This window comes from Mycobacterium sp. UM_11 (genome assembly GCF_001414075.1).
In the GTDB taxonomy this organism is placed as follows: Bacteria; Actinomycetota; Actinomycetes; order Mycobacteriales; family Mycobacteriaceae; genus Mycobacterium.
This window is the reverse complement of sequence record NZ_LATC01000076.1, coordinates 1-25055: the sequence shown is the minus strand read 5'-3', so window position 1 is coordinate 25055 and position 25055 is coordinate 1. Positions and strand designations below refer to the sequence as shown.

The window sequence follows — 25055 nt, the reverse complement described above, 5'->3', positions numbered from 1 at the left end:
GTTCAGCGCCGCGGAATGCGAACGGGTGCTGCACGGCTTCGTGTCCCCCGCGCTTTTCGAGGCGGGCCTGTACTGCCGCGCCGACGACCGCGGCGATCCGGTCGTGCAGGTGGCGCCGCCACTGATCAGCGGTCAGGACGAATTCGACACCATCGAATCGATCCTGCGCGACGTGCTCGGCAAGGTGTAGCCGCCTTTTCCGAGCGCGGGCAAACATAACGATTAGCGGAAATACAAGTCGCCGCCGGCCGCCGGAGGTGTACGTTCGCCGCGATGGGCGCTCTTGGCCGAACCTCTTAAAGGAGCCGCGGCAGGGTGAAGAACGGACCGGGGGCCAGACCGGCTGGCAAAGCGCCGTTGCTGCCGCGGACGATCGCCCGTCTCGCGGTGCCGATCGTGCTGTTGTGGCTGGGGCTCACCGCGATCCTCAATATCGCCGTCCCGCAGTTGGAGGCGGTCGGCAAAACCCACTCGGTGTCGCTGAGCCCGAAGGACGCGGCCGCGGTTCAGGCGATCAAGCACATCGGCCAGGTGTTCGGCGAGTTCGACTCCAACACCGCGGTGACGATCGTGCTGGAAGGCGACAAGCCCCTCGGTAGCGACGCGCACCGGTTCTACGGCGAGCTGATACGCAAGCTGTCGGCGGACACCTCGCACGTCGCGCACATTCAGGATTTCTGGAGCGATCCGCTGACCGCGGCGGGATCCCAAAGCGCGGACGGCAAGGCCGCGTACAGCGTCGTGTACCTCGTCGGCAACAACGAAACCCAGGCGTACAACTCGGTCCACGCGGTCCGGCGCATCGTGAACGGCACACCGGCGCCCCGCGGGGTCAGGGCGTACGTCACCGGCCCGTACGCGCTGATCGCCGACCAGACCGAGGCCGGCGACAAGAGCGTCGCCAAGGTCACCCTGATCACCACCCTGGTGATCGCGGCGATGTTGCTGTTCATCTACCGATCCGTAGTCACCATGGTTTTCGTCCTGGCCATGGTCGGCGTCGAGCTGGGGGCGATCCGCGGGGTCGTCGCGTTTCTGGCCTCCCACAACGTCGTCAGCCTGACGACCTTCGCGACGAACCTGTTGACCCTGCTGGCCATCGCCGCCAGCACGGACTACGCGATCTTCATGCTCGGCCGCTACCACGAGGCGCGTCACCTCGGCGAAGACCGAAAGACGGCCTTCTACACCATGTTTCACGGCACCGCCCACGTGATTCTGGGCTCGGGCCTGACGATCGCCGGCGCCATGTACTGCCTGAGCCTGGCCCGACTCCCGTATTTCAAAACGCTCGGGGCCCCTTGTGCCGTCGGCATGTTGGTGGCCGTGCTGGCCGCGCTCACGCTCGGCCCGGCGGTGCTGAGTGTGGCCGGCTTCTTCAAGCTGCTGGATCCCAAGCGCCAGCCGAACACTCGGTGGTGGCGGCGGGTGGGCACCGCGATCGTCCGCTGGCCCGGCCCGGTGCTCGCCGCCACGTGCGCGGTGGCGTCCGTCGGCCTGCTGGCCCTACCGAACTACAAGACGACGTACGATCTGCGCGGATTCATGTCGCCGGACATGCCGTCGCTGGTCGGGGACCGGGCCGCGGGCCGGCACTTCTCGCAGGCCCGGCTGAATCCCGAGGTGCTGTTGATCGAGACCGATCACGACATGCGCGACCCGGTCGACATGCTGGTGCTGGACAAGGTCGCAAAGGCCATCTTTCACAGCCCCGGTGTCGCACAAGTGAAATCGATAACCCGGCCGCTGGGGACCCCCATCAAGCACACCTCGATCCCGTACATCCTCAGCATGCAGAACGTGGTGAACGACGAGAACACGCAGTTCATGAACGGCCGGCTGGAGGACATGGTGGTGCAGGAGCAGGCCATGGACGCATCGATCGCGGCGATGCAGCGCATGTATCAACTCATGGGCGAGATGATCGACGACACCACGGATATGGATCACCTCACCCACGACATGTCGGCCATCACCGACACGATCAGGGATCACTTCGCGGACCTCTCCGATTTCCTTCGGCCGATCGGAAGCTACTTCTATTGGGAGAGGCACTGTTTCGACATCCCGGTCTGCTGGGCGTTGCGAGCGATATTCGACACGTTCGACAACGTGGACCAGCTGAGCGAGAAGCTGCAATTCCTCGCCAAGGACATGGACGTCCTGATCAGGCTGTTGCCGCAGATGCGCGCGCAGATGCTGCCGATGCTGTCGACGATGACCATCATGCGAGACGTGTTGGTGGTTTGGCACGGCACCCTCGCGTCCTTCAACAAGGAACAGGAGATGAACAGCAAAGACCCCGGCGCGATGGGCCGGGTCTTCGACGCCGCCAACGTCGACGAGTCGTTCTATCTGCCCCAATCGGCCTTTGACGCACCGGGTTTCAAGCGGGTGCTGAAGTTGTTCGTGTCGCCGGACGGCAAGGCGGCCCGCTTCATCATCTCGCTGGACGGGGATCCCGCTACGCCCGAGGGCATTTCCCGCGTCGAGCCGATTCAGCAGGCGGCCAAGGAGGCCATCAAGGGCACGCCGCTGCAGGGCGCCGTGATCTCGATGGGCGGCGTCGCGGCGACGTTTAAGGACCTGCAAGAGGGCGCCCTCTACGACCTGCTGATCGCCGTCGTCGCCGCGATCAGCCTGATCTTGATCATCATGATGATCGTCACCCGAAGCATCGTCGCCGCCGCCGTCATCGTCGGGACGGTGCTGCTGTCCCTGGGCTCGTCGTTCGGCCTGTCCGTCCTCGTCTGGCAGGACATTCTCGGCATCGACCTGTACTGGCTGGTGTTGGCGATGTCGGTGATGCTGCTGCTGGCGGTCGGATCGGACTACAACCTGTTGCTGATCTCCCGGCTCAAGGAGGAGATCTACGCCGGGCTGAACACCGGGATCATCCGCGCGATGGCCGGCACCGGCGGGGTGGTCACCGCCGCGGGCATGGTGTTCGCCGTGACGATGTCCCTCTTCGTGTTCAGCGATCTGCGGATCATCGGTCAGATCGGGACCACCATCGGCCTGGGCCTGCTGTTCGACACGCTGATCGTGCGCTCGTTGATGACGCCGTCGATCGCCGCGGTGCTCGGGCGCTGGTTCTGGTGGCCGCAACCGGTGCGCCCGCGCCCGGCCAGTCAGATGCTGCGGCCGTACGCGGCCCGCCGGTTGGTGCGCGCCCTGCTGCTCACGCCCGTCGAGCGGTCGCCGCGGGCGGACCCGCGCTAGGCGGGCACCGCCGCACTCCGTGGCTGCGACGCGGGCGCGCCCAGCGCCGCAACGGCGGCGGCGACGGCCAGGACCACGACGACGGCCAGCGGCCAGATCGCGGAGCGGTTCTGCGCGATGCCGCCGAAAGCGCCCCCCAACGCCGTGGTTTCGAGGGCGAGCAGCGTCGAGCAAAATGCGATGAGCGTTCCGCGGTGGGGTTCGGCGGCCACCACGCTGATCCACGAAATCGCCGCGGCGAAGACGGCCAGGGCGGCGACCGTCGCCAAGAAGAAGGCCGTGCCGTAGGCCCACATGTGGGTCCACTGGCCGCACGATTGGGCCGCGATGGACAGCGCGCCTGCGGTGGCGCTGAGCAGGGCGCTGCCCAGCATCATGCCGCGCACCCCGAACAGCTGGTGAACCTTGTGCCACAGCGCGGAACCGATGACCATGCCGGTGGTGGACAGGAACACCAGCACCCGCAGATTGCCGCTCTGTTGCGCGGTGCGCAGCGCATAGAAGGTGGTGCCCAGCGTCACCGGAGCGAACAGCAGGAAGGTGACCACGTACCGGCGAAACCACGGCTGGGTGCGGGCGACCTCGATGCCCTGCCGGTAGGTGTCGCGCACGGACGTCCTCGGGGCGGTCGAGGCGGACCGTACCGGGCCGACGAACAGTGCGGCGAAGCCGGAGGCGGCCAGGCCGAACGCGCCCAGGCACAGCAGGTCGCGGTGCAGCGTCGCCTTGTCGCCGGTGGCCAGCCCGGGCACCACCAGCAGCGCGGCGACCGTGGCCACCACCGACGCGATGGTCCCCTGGACCGTGAGCAGCTTCAGCGCGGACAGCTTGCCGGAGGCCATGTCCGGGTAGGCGACGTTGGAGACCGCGACCAGGACGCCCCCGCCGGCGCTCGTCAGCAGGAATATCGCCGCTGCGAGCACGCCGTTCCAGGCGATCACCGAGTCGCACAAGATGAGCGCGGCCGCGCCGGCCGCCATCGCCGCCAGCATCAGGTGCCGCATCTGGCCCACTCGCCGCAGGACCGCGGGCGACACCGAATTGCCCACGATGGATCCGAGGCCGTACGCCGGAAACAGCAGCGCGGCCAGCCAGGTCAGGCCCAGATGCGCGCAGATGAACGGCAGCACCACCGCGCCGTTGCTGAACTGCATTCCGGCGGTGTAGAACGCGCCCTGGGAGGGCATGCGCGGGAACGGGTTCGTCTGGGCTGCGACCCCGTCCGGTACTACGGCCATGACGAGGACGTTATGCGCGCTGAGCAGGCAGAACTATCCTCCGATCGGACGGGACCGGACGAATTGCGCGTCCCCCGATCGGGGGAACGGGCGGCGGGTCAGCCGGCCGCGAGGATCCGATTCACCTCGTAGGCGGCCAGCGCCAGCTCCCGGGACCGGGGGGTGGTCGGCTCGTTCTGGAATCGCGCGACCGCGTTGCACAGCCAGGCGAGCGCGGAACGCAGGTCGGCATCCGAGGTGGTGTCACGATGCGCCTTCAACTCGGTCAGCACCTGGTCGAGCCCGGAGCGGCGCACCTGCGTCGCCTTCTCGACCTGCTTGATCAGGTTTTTCAGCGGCCGGGGGCCGGGTGCGCCGGCGCCATCGCCGGAACCCCGCAGCCGAGACCACAACCCACCGTTTGGAATAGCCGCCAGTGTAGGGGGTGGACGCGGCCGTCGCGCGGCGGGCCACTCGCAACTTGTGCCCCACCAGTCACAGCGCGGCTCACCGGAATCGGGGCCGCGATCGCCTAGTCTGCACAGATAATGAGCCTCTTACGTTCCGTATCGTGCCTGGCAGCGGCGGTTTTCCTGACGGCCGCGCCGGTCGCGCTGCCCACGGCGAGCGCCGAGCCCAACGCCGCGCCGCCGAGCTGCCCCTTCAAGGTGAACACCCCACCGGCGGTCGATTCGTCGGAGGTTCCCCAAGCCGGCGACCCGCCGATCCCGCTGGCGGTGCCGCCCAAGCCGGTCGGCGGCGAGGCGCTGGCCAGCTGCGGGATCGTCACCGCCCCGGACACGCCGCCGCTGCCCACCGACGTCTCCGCCGACGCGTGGCTGGTGGCGGACCTGGACAGCGGCGCGGTGATCGCGGCCAAGGACCCGCACGGCCGGCACCGCCCCGCCAGCATCATCAAGGTGCTGGTCGCCATGGCGTCCATCAACGCGCTCAACCTGAACAAGGCGGTCCCCGGCACCGCCGACGACGCGGCCGCCGAGGGCACCAAGGTGGGCGTGGAAGAGGGCGGGGTGTTCACGGTCAACCAGCTGCTGCACGGCCTGCTGATGCACTCGGGCAACGACGCCGCGCACGCGCTGGCCATGCAACTCGGCGGCATGCAGCAAGCGGTGGAGAAGATCAACGTGCTGGCCGCCAAGCTCGGCGGCAAGGACACCCGGGTGGCGACGCCGTCCGGGCTGGACGGCCCCGGCATGAGCACCTCGGCCTACGACATCGGCCTGTTCTACCGATACGCCTGGCAGAACCCGACTTTCGCCGACATCGTCGCGACGCGCACGTTCGACTTCCCCGGCCACGGCGACCACCCCGGTTACGAACTCGAGAACGACAACCAGCTGCTCTACAAGTACCCGGGCGCACTGGGCGGCAAGACCGGTTACACCGACGACGCCGGCCAGACGTTCGTGGGCGCGGCCAACCACGATGGGCGCCGCCTGATGGCGGTGCTGCTGCACGGGACGCGGCAGCCGATCGCCCCGTGGGAGCAGGCGGCGCACTTGCTGGACTACGGGTTCGGCACGCCGCGGGGCACGCAGGTCGGCAACCTGATCGAGCCCGACCCCTCGCTGGCGCCCGCCAAGCGCGACACCGCCGCCGACCGGCAGGCCAACGGCGCCCAGGCCGCCGACCTGCTGCCCTCGGCCGACGCGTTGCCGGTGCGGGTCGGCGTCGCGATCATCGGCGCCATCATCGTGTTCGCGTTGATCATGGTCGCGCGGTCGATGAACCGCCGGCCGCAACATCAGCATCGTTGACCGCGGAAGTTTGCTGTGGCACCGTCTTGCGGATGAGCGAAGCCTTGTATGAGGACTCCGGCCTCCGGCTCGACGAGGACGGAATCACTATCCGCCGCTACTACTTCCCATTGGCCACCCCGAAGCGGATCCCCTACAGCAAGATCCAGGGCGTCAAGACCGAGCAGATGACCTGGAACAGCGGCAAGGGCCGGATCTGGGGAGCGGGCGACCCGCGCTACTGGTTCCCGCTGGACGTCCGGCGGGGCCGCAAGCAAACGCTCCTGGTGCTCGAGCTCGGGCGCCAGGTGCGGCCGTGCATCAGCCCCGACGACCCCGAGCGCGTTATCGAGCTGCTGCGCGATCGGCTGCGGACCGGCGGCGCCACATAACGATTAGCCGAAAGCCCCGATGATTTAGCGCGTCGCCGGTAGCCTCTAACTCGCTAACGCAACAAAACATCGAATTGTTATTGCGACCCGGTGACCAAGCACGGGGGTAAAAATGATTTCGGTTACCCGAGTCGTCAAGCGAATGTGGTTGTTGCTGGCCGTCATCACCATCGTTTGTGTCGCGGCGTTCGGTATTTACCGCCTGCACAGCATGTTCGGCGTCCACGGACACCCGACCGTGAGGGTCAAGGCCGACCTCGAAGATCCGTTGTTCGACCCGAAACACGTGACGTACGAAGTCTTCGGTCCCGCCCCCACCGCGAGAATCGCCTATTTGGATCCCGACGCGCGCGTGCAACGGCTGGAAAACATTCCGCTGCCTTGGTCGGAAACGCTGACGACGACGCTGACTTCCGTCACGGTCAACCTATTGGCTCAAAGCAGCGGCAGCGAGATCGGGTGCCGAATCAAGGTGAACGGAAAGACCGAGGACGAAAGATCCGAGACGGGCCCGAAAGCCCTGACCTTCTGCCAGGTGAACGCCGGATGAGCGAAACGGCCCCCGCTTCCCGTCCGCCTTTAATGCCACAATTGATCCGCCGGTTCGCGGTGCCCATCGTCCTGTTATGGCTGGCGCTCACCGCAATTCTCAACCTCGCCATCCCCCAACTGGAAGCGGTCGGCAAAGCGCATTCGGTTTCGATGAGCCCCGCGGGCGGCGCGTCGATTCAGGCGCTCAAGCGCGTCGGCCGGGTGTTCGGGGAAACCGGATCCGACAACGTGGCCACCATCGTGCTGGAAGACAGCAAACCCCTGGGCGACGACGCCCACCGGTTCTATAACGCTCTGCTGCAACGCCTTTCGGCCGACACCAAACACGTGGCGCACATCCAGGACTTCTGGAGCGATCCGCTGACCGCGGGGGGATCCCAAAGCCCCGACGACAAGGCCGCTTACGTCGTGGTGTATCTCGCCGGCAAGAGCGAAACCGCCGCGTACAACTCGGTTTACGCCGTGCGCCATATCGTGGACACCACGCCCCGGCCGCCCGGCCTCAAGGCCTACGTGACCGGAGCGACGGCGATGATCGCCGACGAATCGGAGGCCGGCGACAAAAGCATCATGAGGGTCACCCTGATCACCGGGGTGGTGATCGCGGCCATGCTGCTCTTCATCTACCGGTCCGTGGTCACCATGATCCTCGTCCTGCTCATGGTCGGGATCGAGCTGGGGGCCATTCGCGGAGTGGTCAGTTTTCTGGTTGCCCACAACGTCTTCGGCCTTTCGACCTTCGCCACCAACCTGCTCACCCTGCTGGCCATCGCGGCCTGCACCGACTACGCGATCTTCATGCTCGGCCGCTACCACGAGGCGCGCTACGAGGGCAGGGATCGAGAATCCGCCTTCTTCGCCATGTTTCACGGGACCGCCCACGTGATCCTGGGCTCCGGCCTGACGATCGCCGGCGCCATGGCTTGTCTCAGCTTCGCCCGGCTGCCGTACTTCAAGTCGCTCGGCCCGCCGTGCGCGGTGGGCATGCTGGTCGCGGTCCTCGCCGCGCTGACGCTCGGGCCGGCGGTGTTGACCGTCGCCAGCTTCTTCGCGTTCTTCGACCCCAAGCGGCGGATGGCCACTCGGCGGTGGCGCCGGGTGGGCACGGCCATCGTTCGTTGGCCCGGCCCCGTTCTCGCGGCGACCTGCGCGGTGGCGTTCATCGGCCTGCTGGCGTTGCCGAGCTACCGGACCACCTACGATCTGCGCGGGTTCATGCCGGCCAGCATGCCGTCCCTGGTCGGCGACAGGGCCGCGGGCCGGCACTTCTCGCAGGCCCTGCTGAACCCGGACGTGCTGTTGGTCGAGACCGATCACGACATGCGCACGCCGGTTGACATGCTGGTGTTGGACAAGATCGCGAAGACCATTTTTCACAGCCCCGGCATCGCGCAGGTGAAATCGATTACCCGGCCCCTGGGAACGTCGCTCAAGCACACCTCGATTCCATTCATCATCAGCATGCAGAGCGTCGGGAACGCCGAAAACATGGGATTCATGAAGGACCGATTGGACGACATGGTGGTGCAGCAGCAGGCCATGGACGTGTCGATCGCAACGATGAAGCACATGTACGAACTGATGGGCCAGATCGTCGACAACACCGTCGACATGGATCACCTCACCCATGACATGTCGGCCACCACCGACACGATCAGGGATCACCTCGCGGACCTCTCGGATTTCCTTCGACCGATCGGCAGCTATTTCTATTGGGAGAGGCACTGTTTCGACATCCCGGTGTGCTGGGCGATCAGGTCGGTATTCGACACGTTCGACAACGTCGACCAGCTGAGCCAGAAGCTGCAATTCCTCGCCAAGGATCTGGATGTGCTCACCAAGCTGCTGCCCGAAATGCGCGCGCAGATGCTGCCGATGATTTCGACGATGACGATCATGCGGGACATGCTGGTGGTCTGGCACGGCACACTCGTCTCGCTCTACAAAGAGCAGGAGATGAACAGCAAGGACCCCGGCGCGATGGGCCGGGTCTTCGACGCCGCCAACGTCGACGATTCGTTCTATCTGCCCCAATCCGCGTTCGACAACCCGGATTTCAAGCGGGGCCTGAAGATGTTCGTGTCGCCGGACGGCAAGGCGGCCCGCTTCATCATCGGCCTGGATGGCGACCCGTCGACCCCCGAGGGGATTTCCCGCGTTGAGCCGATTCAGCAGGCGGCCAAGGAGGCCATCAAGGGAACACCGCTGCAGGGCGCCGCGATCTCGATGGGCGGCACGGCGTCGACCTACCGGGACATCCAGGAGGGCGCCTTCTACGATCTGCTGATTGCCGGGGTGGCGGCGATCAGCCTGATCTTGATCATCATGATGATCGTCACCCGGAGCCTGATCGCCGCCGCCGTGATCGTGGGGACCGTGCTGCTGTCGCTGGGCTCCTCGTTCGGCCTGTCCGTCCTTGTCTGGCAGGACCTTCTCGGCATCGACCTGTATTGGCTGGTGTTGGCGATGTCGCTGATCCTGCTGCTGGCGGTGGGATCGGACTACAACCTGCTGCTGATTTCGCGGCTGAAAGAGGAGATCGGCGCCGGCCTGAACACCGGCATCATCCGCGCGATGGCCGGCACCGGCGGGGTGGTGACCGCCGCCGGGCTGGTGTTCGCGGTCACGATGTCGCTGTTCCTGTTCAGCGATCTGCGGATCATCGGCCAGATCGGCACCACCATCGGCCTGGGCCTGCTGTTCGACACGCTGATCGTCCGCGCGTTCATGACGCCGTCCATCGCCGCGTTGCTCGGGCGGTGGTTCTGGTGGCCGCAACGCGTGCGCCCCCGACCGGCCAGCCGGATGCTGCGGTCCTCCGGGCCCCGCCGGCTGGTGCGCGCGCTGCTGCTGCCGCCGCCGCCCGAGAAAGCGCCGGAGCCGATGCGGCCCTAGGCCGCCTGCAGGCAGGGCGCCGGCGCCACCGCCGAGCGGTCCGGGCCGGCGACCCGAAGCTCGACCGCCCGCCGCTTCTCCGGCGCGGGCGCACCCAGCGCCGCGATGGCGGCCGCGATGGTCAGTATCAGCAGGAAGACGTCCGGCCACACCGTGCCGCGCATCTGGGCGATCGCGCCGAGCGCGGCCCCCAGCACCGCGGTCGCGATGTTGAACACCGTCGAGGCGAAGCCGATCAGCGTCCCGCGGTGCTCTTCGGCGGCGAGGACGCTGATCCACGAGACGCCCGAGGGGAAGATGGCCTGGGCGGCCACGGTCGCCATGAAGAACGCCGTGCCGTACGCCCACGCGTGGGTCCACTGGCCGCTGGACTCGGCCCCGATGCACAGCACGACGGCGGCGACGCTCAGCAGGGCGCTGCCCAGCAGCATGCCCCGCACGCCGAACACGCGGTACAGCTTGCGCCACAGCGTCGAGCCGATAACGAGGCTGATGCTGGACAGGACGATCAGCACCTGCAGGCTGCCATGGTGGTGGGCGGCGCGCAGGGTGTAGAAGAAGGTGCCCAGGTTGACGGGGGCGAACAGCAGGTAGGTCAGCACGTAGCGGCGGAACCACGGCTGGGACCGGGCCACCGCGAAGCCCTGCCGGTAGGTGTCCCGCACGGACATCCGGGTGGTGATCGAGGCGGACCGCATCGGGCCGACGAAAAGCGCCGCGACGGCCGACGCGGCCAGGCCGATGGCGCCCAGCCACAGCAGGTCGCGGCGATACGCCATCTGGTTGCCGTGGGCCAGCATCGGCACGACCAACAGCGTGACGCCGGTGGCCAGCACCGAACCGATGGCCCCCTGGATCAGCAGCAGCTCGCCGCGCCGCGCCGCCGCCAGCTTGTTGGACACCATGTCAGGGTACCCGACGGTGCCGATCCCGACGACCACCCCGCTGACCACGCACGTCAGCAGAAACACCGCGGCGGTCAACATGCCCGTCCAGGGAATCAAGGCGTCAAGCAGAAGCATCGAGGCCGCCGTCGCCCCGACCGCCGCCAGCAGCAGGTGGCGCGCCCGCCCGGACCGTGCCAGGACCGCCGGCGAGATCGAATTGCCCGTCAGCGCGCCCATTCCGTACGCCGGAAAGATCAGCCCGGCCGCCCAGCTGAGGCCCTGGTGCGCGCAGATCACGGGCAGCACGACGGCGCAATTGCTCAGTTGCATCCCGGCGGTGTACAGCGTGCCCTGGGACAGCAGCCGGCCGAACGGGCTTTTCTGCGCCGGGGCGGTGGGCAACAACGTGACGGACATAACAAATGAATGTAGGTCCGGTGAAGAGTGGGATACATCCGCCGATCGGACACCAGGGGTGGAATTGTGTGTCCCCCGATCGGGGGACAACGCCCTCGCCGCGGGGCGTCACTACACTCACCCAGATGACTGAAGCCGGTCGGCTGAGCGGTGCACGCATTGGCCTGACCGCCGCCAGCATCGGCGTCATCTACGGCTACGACCTGTCCATCATCGCCGGGGCGCAGCTGTACGTCACCGAGGACTTCGGGCTGTCCACCCGCCAGCAGGAACTGCTGACGACGATGGTGGTCATCGGCCAGATCGTCGGGGCGCTCGGCGCGGGCAAGCTCGCCAACGCGATCGGGCGGCAGAAGTCGGTGGTGCTGCTCCTGGCCGCCTACGCGGGGTTCGCGTTGCTGGGCGCCCTGTCGGTGTCATTCCCGATGCTGCTGACGGCGCGGCTCCTGCTCGGGTTGACCCTGGGCGTGGCGGTGGTGGTCGTGCCCGTCTACATCGCGGAATCGGCTCCGACGGCGGTGCGCGGCTCGCTGCTGACGGCCTATCAGCTGGCCATCGTCAGCGGGCTCATCGTCGGCTACCTCTCCGGTTATCTGCTGGCCGGCACCCACAGCTGGCGCTGGATGCTGGGGCTGGCCACGGTGCCGGCAATGCTGTTGCTGCCGTTGCTGATTCGAGCGCCGGACACGGCGCGATGGTACGTGCTCAAGGGCCGGCCCGACGAGGCGCGGCGGGCGCTGCTGCGCGTGGAGCCCACAGCCCGGGTCGAGGAGGAGCTCGCCGAGATCGGTGACGCCCTGAGCGAAGGGGGCGGCGGCTGGTCGGAAATGCTGCGACCGCCGTACGCGCGCGCCACCGCCTTCGTCGTCACGCTCGGCTTCTTGATCCAGATCACCGGCATCAACGCGATCATCTATTACAGCCCAAGGATATTCGAGGCGATGGGCTTCACCGGCAACTTCGCGCTGCTGGCGCTGCCGGCCGTGGTCCAGGTCGCCGGGCTGGCGGCCGTGGGCGCCGCGCTGCTGCTCGTCGACCGGGTCGGCCGGCGCCCGGTGCTGCTGTCCGGCATCGCCATGATGATCGCCGCCGACGTCGTGTTGATGGGTGTGTTCGGACGGGGCATCGGCGGCGCGGTGCTCGGATTCGCCGGCATCGTGTTGTTCATCTTCGGCTACACCATGGGGTTCGGCTCGCTGGGCTGGGTGTACGCCAGCGAGAGCTTCCCGTCGCGGCTGCGGTCCATCGGGTCGAGCACGATGCTCACCTCCAACCTGGTGGCCAATGCGATCATCGCCGCCGTGTTCCTCACCCTGCTGCATTCCCTCGGCGGCGCGGGGACTTTCGCGGCGTTCGCGGCGCTGGCGGTGGTCGCGTTCGTCGTCGTGTACCGGTACGCGCCGGAGACCAAGGGGCGCCAGCTCGAGGAGATCCGGCACTTCTGGGAGAACGGCGGCCGATGGTCGTGATCGCCGCGGGCACCGCGGTGCTCGACGGGACTGTCAGCGGGCCGGGCTGGCTCGAGACGGACGGCGGACGGATCCGGGCCTGCGCCGCGGGCGCCCCGCCCCGCCCGCCCGACGCCGACTTTCCCGACGGCATCGTGGTGCCCGGTTTTGTCGACATGCACGTGCACGGCGGCGGCGGGTCGTCCTACACCGACGGCGGCGCCCGCGCGGCCGCGGACTTTCACGCGCGGCACGGCACCACGACGACGCTCGCCAGCCTGGTGACCGCCTCGCCCGAGGAATTGCTGACCGGGGTGCGCGCGCTCGCCGAAGCCACCCGCGACGGCGTCGTCGCGGGCATCCACCTGGAGGGGCCGTGGCTGAGCCGGGCCCGGTGCGGGGCGCACGACCCGGCCCGGATGCGCGACCCGGACCCGGCCGAGATCGACGCCCTGCTGGGCGCCGGCGGCGGCGCGATCCGGATGGTCACCCTGGCCCCCGAGCTGCCCGGGGCCGACGACGCGATCCGGCGCTTCCTCGATGCCGGAGTCGTTGTGGCACTGGGGCACACGAACTGCACCTACGAGCAGGCCGAACGCGCCATCGGCCTGGGCGCCACGGTCGGCACCCACCTGTTCAACGCGATGCCGCCGCTGCACCATCGCGAGCCCGGCCCGGCGCTCGCCCTGCTCCGCCATCCCGCGGTCACCGTGGAGCTGATCGCCGATGGCGTGCACGTGCACCCGGCCGTCGTGCGGGCGGTGGTCGAGGACGCCGGGCCGGACCGGGTCGCCGCCGTCACCGACGCCATCTCCGCCGCCGGCCGCGGCGACGGGGCGTTTCGCCTCGGCGCGGTGGACGTCGACGTCGCGTCCGGAGTGGCGCGGGTGCGCGGCACGCCGACGATCGCGGGCAGCACCGCCACCATGGACCAGCTCTTCCGCAACGTGCACGCCGGAGCGGGACTGGCCGCCGCCGCGCAGACGACCTCGGCGACGCCCGCGCGCGCCCTCGGCCTGCGAGGGGTGGGCAGCCTGCGCGCCGGCTACGCCGCCAATCTCGTTGTGCTGGACCGCGATCTGCGGGTGGCCGCGGTCATGGTGGCCGGGCGATGGCGGGTGGGCGGCTAGCGCAGCCGCCGGATGATACGGGAAAGGGTCAGCGCCCCAAGGGCTCCCATCGCCATCGCGGTCAGCGTCTGCCGCGTGCCGATCCCCTCGTCGGGCTGCACGCGCGGCGCGATGATCGCCGGCGGCGGCGGGGGGACGTGACGCGCGCGCGGGTGATCGGACGCCGTCGCGGCCCACGCCGTGCAGAAGAGCACGAGATAGGCGGTGATGTAGGCGAACACCATCAGACCCAGCACCGGGCCGAAGGTGGCGCCCGCCGGGCTGCGCAGCACCACCCGCAGATAGACCGACCCCACCTGTTTGAACACCTCGAACCCGACCGCCGCCATCAGCGCGGCCCGCATCGAAGCGCTCAGGCTGACCTTCTCGCGGGGCAGGCGCGCGATCATCCAGGTGAACAGCAGCCAGGACACGGCCGTCGAGATCACGATCGACAACAGCCAGAAGAGCCAGTCGAATACCGAAAGCTGCGGCACGCCAAGCCATCTCAGCAGCGCGGCAAGCGGCGCGTCATGACCGAGCGTGGTCAGACCGACGGTGGCCATGATCACCGCGAACGTGCCCAGCATCGCCAACAGGTCGGAGAGCTTGTTGTGCACGAAACCCGGCGACTCGATCCGCTCGTCCCACCACATCTCCGTCAACGCCTGGCGCAGATGCGATATCCAGCCCAGCCCCGCCCACACCGCGGTGGCCAGGCCGATGACACCCACCGACGTCCGCGCGGCGATCGCCGAGTTCATCAGGTCCAGCAGCTGATCCCCCAGCGCACCGGTCACCTGCGACCGGATGTGGTCGTCGATCGTTTTCAGCAGCTCGGGCCGGCGCGCCAGCACGAACCCGAAGGCCGCGAAACCGACCATCAGCAAGGGAAATAACGCGAAGATCGTGTAGTAGGTGAGGCCGGCGGCGAAGAATCCGCCGCTGCGGTCGTCGAAGCGCCGGTAGGCGCGCAGGACGTGGTCGAGCCAGCCGTGCCGGGCCCGCAGCCGATCGAGAATTCCGGGCTTGGCAGCTTCGGTCATGAGGGGACTTCACCTGCCTGCCGGGCCCGTGGGCCGTCCCGCGCCGTCGCGGCCCAGGCGGTGCTGTACAGCACCAAGAGCCAGGTGACGTACGCGAACGCCAACAGACCCAGCACCGGGCCGAAGGTGGCGCCGGCGGCGCTGCGCAGCACGAATTTCAGGTAGAGCGATCCCAACAGCTTGAACAACTCGAAACCGGCGGCCGCGATCAAGCCGGCCTCCATCGACGTGACGACGCCAACCGACTCGCGCGGCAATCGCACGATCACCCAGCTGAACACCACCCACGACACCACGAACGCCGTCAACACCGAAACGACCCGAAAGACCCAATGGAACACCGAGAGTTCCGGCAGCCCAAGCAGTTTCAACGCCGCTCGCAACGGTTTCTGGTGACCCAGTGCGGACAGCCCCATGCTGACCACGATCACCGCGAACGTGCCCACCACGGCGGCCAGATCGGACAGTATCGTCCGCACGAAACCCACGGAGTCCATTGGGTGATCCCAGATTCGGCCCAGCGCCTCCCGGAGGCGATACATCCACGTCTGGCCCAGCCAGGCCGCGACGACCAACCCGATCACACCGACGGACGTGCGGGCCGCGACCGCCGAATGGATCAAGTTGACCAGATGCTGCCCCAACTCGGGGGACACCCAGGACCGGACGTGGTTGTCGATTGTGTCCAATCGCTCGGGATGATGCGACAATCCGAAGCTACCCAGCGCGAAACCGACCATCAGCAAGGGAATTAGCGCGATCAGCGTGTAGTAGGTGAGGCCGGCCGCGAGCAGATTGCCGTTGCAGTTCCGGAAGTGAAAAAAGGCGCGCAGGACGTGGTCGAGCCAGCCGTGCCGGGCCCGCAGCCGATCGAGGACACCTGGCTTGGCCGGCTCGCCCATGTGCGACTCATCCCCGTTGCGGAAGGAAACCTAACCGATCGTAGACCCGCCGAACGGTTTTCCCGGCGACGTCCTCGGCGCGCTCCGCGCCCGCCGTGAGCACCGACTCCAATTCGGCTGAATCGGCCAGCAATTCGTCGACGCGGGCCTTGATGGGGCTGACGAACTCGACGACCGCCTCGGCGGTGTCCTTCTTCAGATCCCCGTAACCCCGTCCGGCATAACCCTCCACGAGCGTGTCGATCGCGGCGCCGGTGACCGCCGACTGGATGGTCAGCAGGTTGGACACCCCCGGCTTGGCGTCGGTGTCGAAGCGGATCTCGCGCTCGCTGTCGGTCACCGCCGAGCGGATCTTCTTCGCCGACGCGGCGGGATCGTCGAGCAGGTTGATCAGGCCCGCGTCGGTGGCCGCGGATTTGCTCATCTTCGACGTGGGGTCTTGCAGGTCGTAGATCTTCGCGGTCACCTTGGGGATCATCACGTCGGGGACCACGAACGTGTCGGGGAACCGGCTGTTGAACCGCTGCGCCACGTCGCGCGCCAGTTCGAGGTGCTGGCGCTGGTCCTCGCCCACCGGCACCAGCTCGGTGTCGTAGGCCAGCACGTCGGCGGCCTGCAACACCGGATAGGTGAACAGGCCGACGGTGGTGGAGTCGCCGCCCTGGCGGGCCGACTTGTCCTTGAACTGCGTCATCCGCGAGGCCTGCCCGAAGCCGGTGAAGCAGCCCAGCACCCAGGCCAGCTGGGAGTGGGCGGGCACGTGGCTCTGCACGAAGACCGTGCTGCGGGCCGGGTCGATGCCCAACGCCAGGTACTGGGCGGCCGTGACCAGGGTGCGGCGGCGCAGCGCCTCGGGATCCTGCGGGATGGTGATGGCGTGCAGGTCGACCACGCAGAAGAAGCAGTCGTGATCGTCCTGCAGCCCGACCCATTGGGTGATGGCACCCAACGCGTTCCCCAGGTGGAGCGAATCGGAGGTGGGCTGCACGCCGGAGAAGATCCGGCCGGATCGGGTGCTCATGATGCACCGATCTTTTCACGCGGGCCGTGCCGGGCATGCGCCACCGCCGAGTGCGCGGCTAGCTTCATCCTCGCCGCCGAGTGCGCGGCCAGCCGCACACCCGCGAGCGAGCGGCGGGCCCCCAAGCGATCGCGCCGCGGGTCACACTCGCTTGCGGTACCGGCGGTACCGCCTTTAGTGTCGGGGCTATGGGGAGCAGCACGAACAGCAGCGCGGGGATGCGGCCACCGATTCACCTGGGTTCTGGAGAGCCGGTCCTGTTGCTGCACCCGTTCCTGCTGTCCCAGGCGGTTTGGCAGGACGTCGCCCAGCGGCTGGCCGACACCGGGCGCTACGAGGTGTTCGCCCCGACGATGGCCGGCCACAACGGCGGCCCGCCCGCGGGGACCTGGTTCTTGTCCTCGGCGGTGCTCGCCGACCACGTGGAGCGCCAGATGGACGAGCTGGGCTGGAAGACCGCGCACATCGTGGGCAACTCGCTGGGCGGTTGGGTCGCGTTCGAGCTGGAGCGGCGCGGGCGCGCGCGCAGCGTGATGGGCATCGCCCCGGCCGGCGGATGGACCCGATGGAGCCCGGCCAAGTTCGAGGTGATCGCCAAGTTCATCCTGGGCATTCCGCTGCTGATATTGGCCGCGCTGTTCGGCCCGCGGGTGATGGGGCTGCCGTTCAGCCGCCACCTGGCCACCTACGCGATCAGCGCGACGCCCGACGGGGTCAGCCACGAGCAACTGCTGGGCTGCATCGACGACGTCGCGCACTGCCCGGCCTACTTCCAGCTGCTGGTCAAGTCGCTGCTGCTGCACGGACTGCGGGAGCTGGCCGAGAACGCCGTCCCGGCGCACCTGGTGATCTGCGAGAAGGACCGGATCGTGCCCGCCCCCAGGTTCAGCCGGCATTTCACCACTCATTTGCCCGACGACCACCAGGTCACCGAGCTCGACGGCGTGGGCCACATCCCGATGTTCGAGGCGCCCGAGCGCGTCACCGACGTGATCATCGGCTTCCTCGACGAATGCGTCGACCCGGCGCGGCGCCGCGCGAACCCCTCGGCTAGTTAGCCAGTTCCTTTTCCAGGTTTTCGGCGATCGAGTTGAGGAACTCCTCGCTCTGCTGCCATTCCTGGTCGGGGCCGACGAGCATGGCCAGGTCCTTGGTCATCTTCCCGCTCTCGACCGTCCCGACGACCACGTCCTCCAGCCTCTGCGCGAACTCGATCACCCCCGGGGTGCCGTCGAGCTTGCCGCGGTGGGCCAGCCCGCGCGTCCAGGCGAAGATCGAGGCGATCGGATTGGTCGAGGTCGGCTTGCCGGCCCGGTACTGCCGGAAGTGCCGGGTGACGGTGCCGTGCGCGGCCTCGGCCTCCACGGTCTTGCCGTCGGCGGTCATCAGCACCGACGTCATCAGCCCCAGCGAGCCGTAGCCCTGGGCGACGAGGTCGGACTGGACGTCGCCGTCGTAGTTCTTGCACGCCCACACGTAGCCGCCCTCCCACTTCAGGCACGCGGCGACCATGTCGTCGATAAGCCGGTGCTCGTAGGTGAGCCCCTCGGCCTCGAACTTGTCCTTGAATTCCTCGTCGTAGATGCGCTGGAACTCGTCCTTGAACATGCCGTCGTAGGCCTTGAGGATCGTGTTCTTGGTGGACAGGTACACCGGCCATTTGGCGTTGAGGCCGTACTTGAACGACGCGCGCGCGAAATCCCCGATGGAGTCCTTGAAGTTGTACATCCCCATCACGACGCCGCCGTCGTCGGGGATGTCCACCATCTCGTGCACGATCGGCTCGCTGCCGTCGGACGGGGTGAACGTGATCGCCACGGTGCCCGGCTTGTCGATCTTGAAGTTGGTCGACCGATACTGGTCACCGAACGCGTGGCGCCCGATGACGATCGGCTTGGTCCAGCCGGGAACCAGCCGGGGGACGTTCGAGATGACGATCGGCTCGCGGAAGATCGTGCCGCCCAGAATGTTTCGGATGGTGCCGTTGGGCGAGAGCCACATCTTCTTCAGGTTGAATTCTTGGACGCGGGCCTCGTCGGGGGTGATGGTGGCGCACTTGACGCCTACCCCGTGTCTCTTGATGGCGTACGCGGCGTCGATGGTCACCTGGTCGTTGGTGCGGTCGCGGTTTTCGATGCCGAGGTCGTAGTACTCGAGGTTGACGTCGAGATGCGGCAGGATCAGCATCTCCTTGATCAGTTTCCAGATGACGCGGGTCATCTCGTCACCGTCGAGCTCGACGACCGGCCCCCGGACTTTGATCTTGCGGTCGCCTGACATCTTCGGACCTTACGAACCTTGCGAGGCTGTCAGCGCTTCGTTGAACGTCTTGCTCGGCCGCATCACGGCGGTCGTCTTCTCGCTGTCCGGGTAGTAGTAGCCACCGATGTCCACCGTCTCGCCCTGCGCCTCGGCCAGCTCGCCGACGATGGTGTCCTCGTTCTCGCCCAGCGACTCGGCCAGCGCGGCGAAGTGCTTGGAAAGCTCCTCGTCGTCGGATTGCGCGAGTTCCTGCGCCCAGTACAGCGCCAGGTAGAACTGGCTGCCGCGGTTGTCGAGTTCGCCGGCCTTGCGCGACGGGCTCTTGTTGTTCTCCAGCAGCTTGCCGATCGCGGCGTCCAGCGTCTTGCCCAGGATCTTGGCGCGCTCGTTGTCCGTCTTGATGCCGATGTCCTCGAAACACGCTCCGAGAGCGAGGAATTCGCCGAGGGAATCCCAGCGCAGGTGGTTCTCCTCGAGGAGCTGGTGCACGTGCTTGGGCGCCGAACCGCCCGCCCCGGTTTCGTACATGCCGCCGCCGGACATCAGCGGCACGATGGACAGCATCTTGGCGCTGGTGCCCAGCTCGAGAATCGGGAACAGGTCGGTGAGGTAGTCGCGCAGGATGTTTCCGGTCGCGGCGATGGTGTCCTGGCCGCGGATCGCGCGCTCGATCGTGTACCGCATGGCCCACACCTGCGGCATGATGTTGATGTCCAGGCCCTCGGTGTCGTGCTCCTTCAGATACGCCTTGACCTTCTTGCGCAGCTCGACCTCGTGCGGCCGCTCGGTGTCCAGCCAGAACACCACCGTCATGCCCGAGTTGCGCGCCCGCGTGACGGCCAGCTTGACCCAGTCGCGGATCGCCTCGTCGGTGACGATCGGCATCCGCCAGATGTCGCCCTCCTCGACGTTCTGGGTCAGCAGCACCTCGCCGCTGTCAATGTCGACGATGTTGGCGACCCCGTCCTCGGGGATTTCGAACGTCTTGTCGTGCGAGCCGTACTCCTCGGCCTGCTGCGCCATCAGGCCGACGTTGGGCACGGTGCCCATGGTCGTCGGGTCGAACTGCCCGTGGGTCTTGCAGAAGTTGATGATCTCCTGGTAGATCCGCGAAAAGGTCGACTCGGGGTTGACGGCCTTGGTGTCCTTCTGCCGCCCGTCGGCGCCCCACATCTTGCCGCCCGCCCGAATCATCGCCGGCATCGACGCGTCCACGATCACGTCGCTGGGCGAGTGAAAGTTGGTGATGCCCTTGGCCGAATCGACCATGGCCAGCTCGGGGCGGTGTTCGTGGCAGGCGTGCAGGTCGCGGATGATCTCCTCGTGCAGCGAGGCGGGCAGCGACTCGATCTTGTTGTAGAGGTCGACCAGTCCGTTGTTGACGTCGACGCCGAGCTCGTCGAACAGCTCCTGGTGCTTGGCGAAGGCGTCCTTGTAATAGACCTTCACGGCGTGGCCGAAGACGATGGGATGCGAGACCTTCATCATGGTCGCCTTGACGTGCAGTGAGAACATCACGCCGGTCTCGTAGGCGTCCTGCATCTGCTCTTCGTAGAACTCGACCAGCGCCTTCTTGCTCATGAACATGCTGTCGATGACGTCGCCCTCGCGCAGCTCGACCTTGTCCTTGAGCTCGAGGGTCTTGCCACTCTTGGTTTCCAGCACCATCTTCACGTTGCGCGCGCGGTCCAGCGTCATCGACTTCTCGCCGTGGTAGAAGTCGCCCTTGCGCATGGTCGCGACGTGGGTGCGCGACGCCGGCGACCACTCCCCCATGCTGTGCGGGTGCCTGCGCGCGTACTCCTTGACGGCCTTGGGCGCGCGCCGGTCCGAGTTGCCTTGTCGCAGTACCGGGTTGACCGCGCTGCCCAGGCATTTGCCGTAGCGGGCGCGGATTTCCCTGTCCTCGTCGGTCTTCGGGCTCTGCGGAAAGTCCGGAATCTTGAAGCCCTTGCCCTGCAGCTCCTTGACGGCGGCGACCAGCTGGGGCACCGAGGCGCTGATGTTCGGCAGCTTGATGATGTTCGTGTCGGGCAGCTGCGTCAGCTTGCCCAACTCGCCCAGGTTGTCGCCGACACGCTGCTCCTCGGTCAGGTCGTCGGGGAATTCGGCCAGGATGCGCGCGGCCACGGAGATGTCGCTCGTCTTGATCTCGATGCCCGCCGGCTCGGCGAACGCGCGCACGATCGGCAGGAACCCGTAGGTCGCCAGCAACGGCGCCTCGTCGGTCAGTGTGTAGATGACGGTCGGCTGTTCGGCGCTCACGGTCCCTCTCCCGGCGTGGAAAATCTTCGAATATTCGGTCAGATCTCTGGGGGGCTCAGCGTTCTTCCTGCCACGTTATCAAGGGCGTTTGGGCAGGTGTCGACCTGCCATTGGCACACAGTCGGCACAGTAAGATAGTCTCCGTATTGGTCATGAGCGCCAGCATCAAGCCCCGGCTTGCTGGCCGGCAACCCTCCAACCGCGGTGGGGTGCCCCGGGTGATGACCAGGTTGAGTAGCCAAGCACCGGCTATCCGGCAAGCGCGGGTCCGCCATGACGGGCCCCTGAGCCAGACAGGGAAGCTTCCATGAGCGATGCCACCAACAGCGACGACACCGATCCGAGCGCCCACTGGTCGTTCGATACCAAGCAGGTGCACGCGGGCCAGCGGCCGGACCCGGCCACCAACGCCCGCGCCCTGCCGATCTACCAGACCACGTCGTACACGTTCGACGACACCTCGCACGCCGCCGCCCTGTTCGGGCTGGAGGTGCCGGGCAACATCTACACCCGGATCGGCAACCCCACCACCGACGTCGTCGAGCAGCGGATCGCCGCGCTCGAGGGCGGCGTGGCAGCGCTGTTCCTCAGCTCCGGGCAGGCCGCTGAGACCTTCGCCATATTCAACCTCGCGTGTGCCGGGGATCACATCGTGTCCAGCCCGCGGCTCTACGGCGGCACCTACAACCTGTTCCACTACTCGCTGGCCAAGCTCGGCATCGAGGTCAGCTTCGTCGACGACCCCGACGACCTGGATTCCTGGCAGGCCGCGGTGCGCCCGAACACCAAGGCGTTCTTCGGCGAGACCATCTCCAACCCGCAGATCGACCTGCTGGACATCCCCGGGGTCGCCGGCGTCGCCCACGCCAACGGGATACCGCTGATCGTCGACAACACCATCGCCACGCCCTACCTGATCCGGCCGTTCGAGCACGGCGCCGACGTCGTGGTGCACTCGGCCACCAAGTACCTGGGCGGGCACGGCTCGGCGATCGCCGGCGTCATCGTCGACGGCGGCACCTTCGACTGGACGCAGGGGCGTTTCCCGGGATTCACCACACCCGACCCGAGCTACCACGGCGTGGTGTTCGCCGAGCTCGGGCCGCCGGCCTACGCGCTCAAGGCGCGCGTGCAGCTGTTGCGCGACCTGGGTTCGGCCGCCTCCCCGTTCAACGCTTTCCTGGTCGCCCAGGGCATCGAAACGCTGAGCCTGCGGATGGAACGCCACGTCGCCAACGCGCAGCGGGTCGCCGAATTCCTCGAGGGCCACGACGGCGTTGTGTCGGTGAACTACGCCGGGCTGCCCAGTTCGCCGTGGCACGAGCGCGGGAAGAAGCTGGCGCCCAAGGGAACCGGCGCGGTGCTGGCCTTCGAGCTGGCCGGCGGCGTCGAGGCCGGCAAGGCGTTCGTGAACGCGCTCAAGCTGCACAGCCACGTCGCCAACATCGGCGACGTGCGATCGCTGGTGATCCACCCCGCGTCGACCACGCACGCCCAGCTGAGCGCCGCCGAGCAGCTGGCGACCGGCGTGACGCCCGGCCTGGTGCGGCTGGCCGTCGGCATCGAGGGCATCGACGACATCCTGGCCGACCTGGAGCTGGGCTTCGCCGCGGCGCGCAAGTTCGGCGCCGAGGCGGCCGACCCGCAAGCCGTGGCGGCGTTCTGAGGGGCCGGCCATGACGATCTCCGACGTCGGAACCCAGACGCTGCCGGCCGAAGGCGAGATCGGCCTGGTCCACATCGGCTCGCTGAGGACCGAGGGCGGCGCGGTGATCGACGATGTGTGCATCGCCGTGCAGCGCTGGGGCGAGCTGTCGCCGACCCGCGACAACGTGGTGGTGGTGCTGCACGCGCTCACGGGTGACTCGCACATCACCGGTCCCGCCGGGCCGGGGCATCCCACCGGTGGCTGGTGGGACGGGGTCGCCGGCCCGGGCGCGCCCATCGATACCGACCGCTGGTGCGCCGTCGCCACCAACGTGCTGGGCGGTTGCCGCGGCTCCACCGGCCCCAGCTCGCTGGCCCGCGATGGAAAGCCCTGGGGCTCAAGGTTTCCCATGATCACCGTGCGCGACCAGGTGGAGGCCGACATCGCCGCGCTGGCCGCGCTGGGAATCAATGAGGTCGCCGCGGTTGTTGGTGGTTCCATGGGCGGCGCACGGGCTTTGGAATGGATGGTCGGGCACCCCAGTCGGGTGCGGGCGGGGCTGCTGCTGGCGGTCGGCGCGCGCGCGACCGCGGACCAAATCGGCACGCAGACCACGCAGATCGCGGCCATCAAGGCCGACCCGGACTGGCAGGGCGGCGACTACCACGACACCGGCCGCACACCGGACACCGGCCTGGCCATCGCCCGCCGCTTCGCCCACCTGACCTATCGCGGCGAAGCGGAGCTCGACACCCGCTTCGGCAACGACAAGCAGGGCGGCGGGGACAGCCGCTACGCGGTGCAGAGCTACCTCGAGCATCAGGGCGACAAGCTGTTGGCCCGCTTCGACGCAGGCAGCTACGTGGCCCTGACCGAGTCGCTGAACAGCCATGACGTGGGCCGCGGCCGCGGCGGGGTGCGCAAGGCGCTCCGCGGTTGCCCGGTGCCGGCGGTGGTCGGCGGCATCACGTCCGACCGGCTTTATCCGCTGCGGTTGCAGGAGGAGCTCGCCGAGCTGCTGCCGGGCTGTAGCGGACTGCAGGTCGTCGAGTCCATCTGCGGGCACGACGGCTTCCTGGTGGAGTCCGAGGCGGTCGGCGAGCTGATTCGCGAGACGCTCGACCTAGCTGAGAGTGAAGGCGCGTGCCGGCGGTGACGCGCTCCGGGCAGGACCGCTCTTTGTCGTTCGGCTCGGCGGCCGCTGCCTATGAGCGGGGACGCCCCTCTTATCCCCCGGAGGCGATCGACTGGCTGCTGCCGCGCGGCGCGCACCAAGTGCTGGACCTGGGTGCCGGCACCGGAAAGCTGACCACCCGGCTGGTGGAACGCGGGCTGGACGTGGTGGCCGTCGACCCGATCCCCGACATGCTGGAGGTGTTGCGCAGCTCGCTGCCGGAGACCCGGGCGCTGCTGGGCACCGCCGAGGGAATTCCGTTGCCGGACAACAGCGTCGACGTCGTGCTGGTCGCGCAGGCGTGGCATTGGGTGGATCCCGAACGCGCCATTCCCGAGGTGGCCCGCGTGTTGCGGCCGGGCGGCCGGCTGGGTCTGGTGTGGAACACGCGCGACGAGCGGCTGGGCTGGGTGCGGGAGCTGGGCGAGATCATCGGCTCCGACGGTGACCGCGGCCGCTTCGACGTCACGCTGTCCGAATCGTTCACGGAGCCGGAGCGCCACCAGGTCGAGTGGACGAATTACCTTACGCCCCAAGCCTTGATCGACCTGGTCGCATCGCGCAGCTACTGCATCACCTCGCCGACCGAGGTCCGCACCAGGACCCTGGACCAGGTGCGCGAGTTGCTCGCCACCCATCCGGCGCTGGCGAATTCGACCGGGCTGGCGCTGCCCTACGTCACCGTGTGCATCCGGGCGACGCTGGCCGGGTAATCACGGCGCGTCGTCATCATCGTCGGCGCCGTCGCCGTCGCGGAGGAGTTTTTCGGGGTGGTGGAAGGTGTTGGTGCGGGGGCGGCCGCGGTCGTGGTGGGGTGGGGGGATCCAGACGGTGTCACCTT

At 67.8% G+C, this 25055-nt stretch carries 20 protein-coding genes, 1 pseudogene and 1 riboswitch; of the genes and pseudogenes, 12 read left to right on the top strand and 9 right to left on the bottom strand.

The window, feature by feature from the left end; genetic code table 11:
- Positions 1–190: pseudogene (locus tag WU80_RS18015) on the top strand (aspartate aminotransferase family protein); the annotation flags it as partial.
- Positions 191–315: 125 nt separating this feature from the next.
- On the top strand, positions 316–3222 hold the full coding sequence (locus WU80_RS18010) for an RND family transporter (protein ID WP_055405803.1): 2907 nt from the start codon (positions 316–318) through the stop codon (positions 3220–3222).
- Here WU80_RS18010 and WU80_RS18005 read toward each other — a convergent pair.
- Positions 3219–4460, bottom strand: coding sequence for an MFS transporter (locus WU80_RS18005; RefSeq protein ID WP_156349734.1), 1242 nt, complete (start codon positions 4458–4460; stop codon positions 3219–3221). The two genes, WU80_RS18010 and WU80_RS18005, sit on opposite strands and share 4 nt — an antisense overlap.
- Before the next feature lie 98 nt (positions 4461–4558).
- Complete coding sequence (locus WU80_RS18000; protein ID WP_197281341.1) at positions 4559–4795, bottom strand: hypothetical protein; 237 nt, start codon at positions 4793–4795, stop codon at positions 4559–4561.
- A gap of 192 nt (positions 4796–4987) precedes the next feature.
- On the opposite strand from WU80_RS18000, the gene WU80_RS17995 reads away from it, so the two are divergent.
- The 4 genes from WU80_RS17995 (at position 4988) to WU80_RS17980 (ending at position 10035) form a co-directional block, all read left to right on the top strand.
- Positions 4988–6217: a D-alanyl-D-alanine carboxypeptidase family protein gene (locus WU80_RS17995; RefSeq protein WP_055405504.1), complete on the top strand. Its 1230-nt coding sequence runs from the start codon at positions 4988–4990 to the stop codon at positions 6215–6217.
- A gap of 32 nt (positions 6218–6249) precedes the next feature.
- On the top strand, positions 6250–6588 hold the full coding sequence (locus tag WU80_RS17990; protein ID WP_055405505.1) for a hypothetical protein: 339 nt from the start codon (positions 6250–6252) through the stop codon (positions 6586–6588).
- Positions 6589–6700: 112 nt separating this feature from the next.
- The gene (locus tag WU80_RS17985) at positions 6701–7138 is read left to right on the top strand and encodes an MmpS family transport accessory protein (RefSeq protein WP_055405506.1); all 438 of its coding nucleotides are present in this window, start codon (positions 6701–6703) and stop codon (positions 7136–7138) included.
- Positions 7135–10035: an RND family transporter gene (locus WU80_RS17980; protein WP_055405802.1), complete on the top strand. Its 2901-nt coding sequence runs from the start codon at positions 7135–7137 to the stop codon at positions 10033–10035. Before WU80_RS17985 ends, WU80_RS17980 begins: the two co-directional genes overlap by 4 nt.
- Here WU80_RS17980 and WU80_RS17975 read toward each other — a convergent pair.
- On the bottom strand, positions 10032–11339 hold the full coding sequence (locus WU80_RS17975) for an MFS transporter (protein WP_055405024.1): 1308 nt from the start codon (positions 11337–11339) through the stop codon (positions 10032–10034). The genes WU80_RS17980 and WU80_RS17975 overlap by 4 nt on opposite strands.
- Positions 11340–11464: 125 nt before the next feature.
- Here WU80_RS17975 and WU80_RS17970 point away from each other — a divergent pair, with 125 nt between their 5' ends.
- Together WU80_RS17970 and nagA are read left to right on the top strand one after the other, a co-directional pair.
- On the top strand, positions 11465–12808 hold the full coding sequence (locus WU80_RS17970) for a sugar porter family MFS transporter (RefSeq protein ID WP_055405023.1): 1344 nt from the start codon (positions 11465–11467) through the stop codon (positions 12806–12808).
- On the top strand, positions 12799–13917 hold the full coding sequence (gene nagA, locus WU80_RS17965) for an N-acetylglucosamine-6-phosphate deacetylase (RefSeq protein WP_055405022.1): 1119 nt from the start codon (positions 12799–12801) through the stop codon (positions 13915–13917). The genes WU80_RS17970 and nagA overlap by 10 nt, the downstream gene beginning before the upstream one ends.
- Here nagA and yhjD (WU80_RS17960) read toward each other — a convergent pair.
- The 3 genes from yhjD (WU80_RS17960) to trpS are packed head-to-tail and all read right to left on the bottom strand — an operon-like array spanning position 13914 to position 16865.
- Positions 13914–14942 (bottom strand): inner membrane protein YhjD, encoded by a 1029-nt coding sequence (yhjD, locus tag WU80_RS17960; protein WP_055405021.1) that lies wholly within the window; start codon positions 14940–14942, stop codon positions 13914–13916. The two genes, nagA and yhjD (WU80_RS17960), sit on opposite strands and share 4 nt — an antisense overlap.
- On the bottom strand, positions 14939–15844 hold the full coding sequence (gene yhjD / locus WU80_RS17955; RefSeq protein WP_055405020.1) for an inner membrane protein YhjD: 906 nt from the start codon (positions 15842–15844) through the stop codon (positions 14939–14941). Before yhjD (WU80_RS17955) ends, yhjD (WU80_RS17960) begins: the two co-directional genes overlap by 4 nt.
- Positions 15845–15851: 7 nt before the next feature.
- On the bottom strand, positions 15852–16865 hold the full coding sequence (gene trpS, locus WU80_RS17950) for a tryptophan--tRNA ligase (protein WP_055405019.1): 1014 nt from the start codon (positions 16863–16865) through the stop codon (positions 15852–15854).
- Between the two features lie 257 nt (positions 16866–17122).
- Between trpS and WU80_RS17945 the strand changes: the two genes are divergently transcribed.
- The gene (locus WU80_RS17945) at positions 17123–17923 is read left to right on the top strand and encodes an alpha/beta fold hydrolase (RefSeq protein ID WP_055405026.1); all 801 of its coding nucleotides are present in this window, start codon (positions 17123–17125) and stop codon (positions 17921–17923) included.
- Here the strand turns inward: WU80_RS17945 and WU80_RS17940 are convergent.
- Together WU80_RS17940 and WU80_RS17935 are read right to left on the bottom strand one after the other, a co-directional pair.
- Positions 17916–19145, bottom strand: coding sequence for an NADP-dependent isocitrate dehydrogenase (locus WU80_RS17940; RefSeq protein ID WP_055405018.1), 1230 nt, complete (start codon positions 19143–19145; stop codon positions 17916–17918). The genes WU80_RS17945 and WU80_RS17940 overlap by 8 nt on opposite strands.
- A 9-nt stretch (positions 19146–19154) precedes the next feature.
- Positions 19155–21392 carry an NADP-dependent isocitrate dehydrogenase gene (locus WU80_RS17935; RefSeq protein ID WP_055405017.1) on the bottom strand — a complete coding sequence of 746 codons (2238 nt, stop codon included), beginning with the start codon at positions 21390–21392 and terminating at the stop codon, positions 19155–19157.
- A 148-nt stretch (positions 21393–21540) separates the two neighbouring features.
- Positions 21541–21661, top strand: a riboswitch (SAM riboswitch).
- Between the two features lie 38 nt (positions 21662–21699).
- On the opposite strand from WU80_RS17935, the gene WU80_RS17930 reads away from it, so the two are divergent.
- Genes WU80_RS17930 through WU80_RS17920 form a run of 3 tightly spaced genes read left to right on the top strand, consistent with a single transcriptional unit; the run spans position 21700 to position 24927 of the window.
- Positions 21700–23058 (top strand): bifunctional o-acetylhomoserine/o-acetylserine sulfhydrylase, encoded by a 1359-nt coding sequence (locus WU80_RS17930; protein ID WP_055405016.1) that lies wholly within the window; start codon positions 21700–21702, stop codon positions 23056–23058.
- Between the two features lie 10 nt (positions 23059–23068).
- Positions 23069–24196: a homoserine O-acetyltransferase gene (locus WU80_RS17925; protein ID WP_055405015.1), complete on the top strand. Its 1128-nt coding sequence runs from the start codon at positions 23069–23071 to the stop codon at positions 24194–24196.
- On the top strand, positions 24193–24927 hold the full coding sequence (locus WU80_RS17920; RefSeq protein WP_055405025.1) for a class I SAM-dependent methyltransferase: 735 nt from the start codon (positions 24193–24195) through the stop codon (positions 24925–24927). The genes WU80_RS17925 and WU80_RS17920 overlap by 4 nt, the downstream gene beginning before the upstream one ends.
- Here the strand turns inward: WU80_RS17920 and WU80_RS26655 are convergent.
- Positions 24928–25055, bottom strand: a 128-nt coding sequence (locus WU80_RS26655) for a hypothetical protein (RefSeq protein WP_369808546.1), incomplete at its 5' end; no start/stop codon positions are given.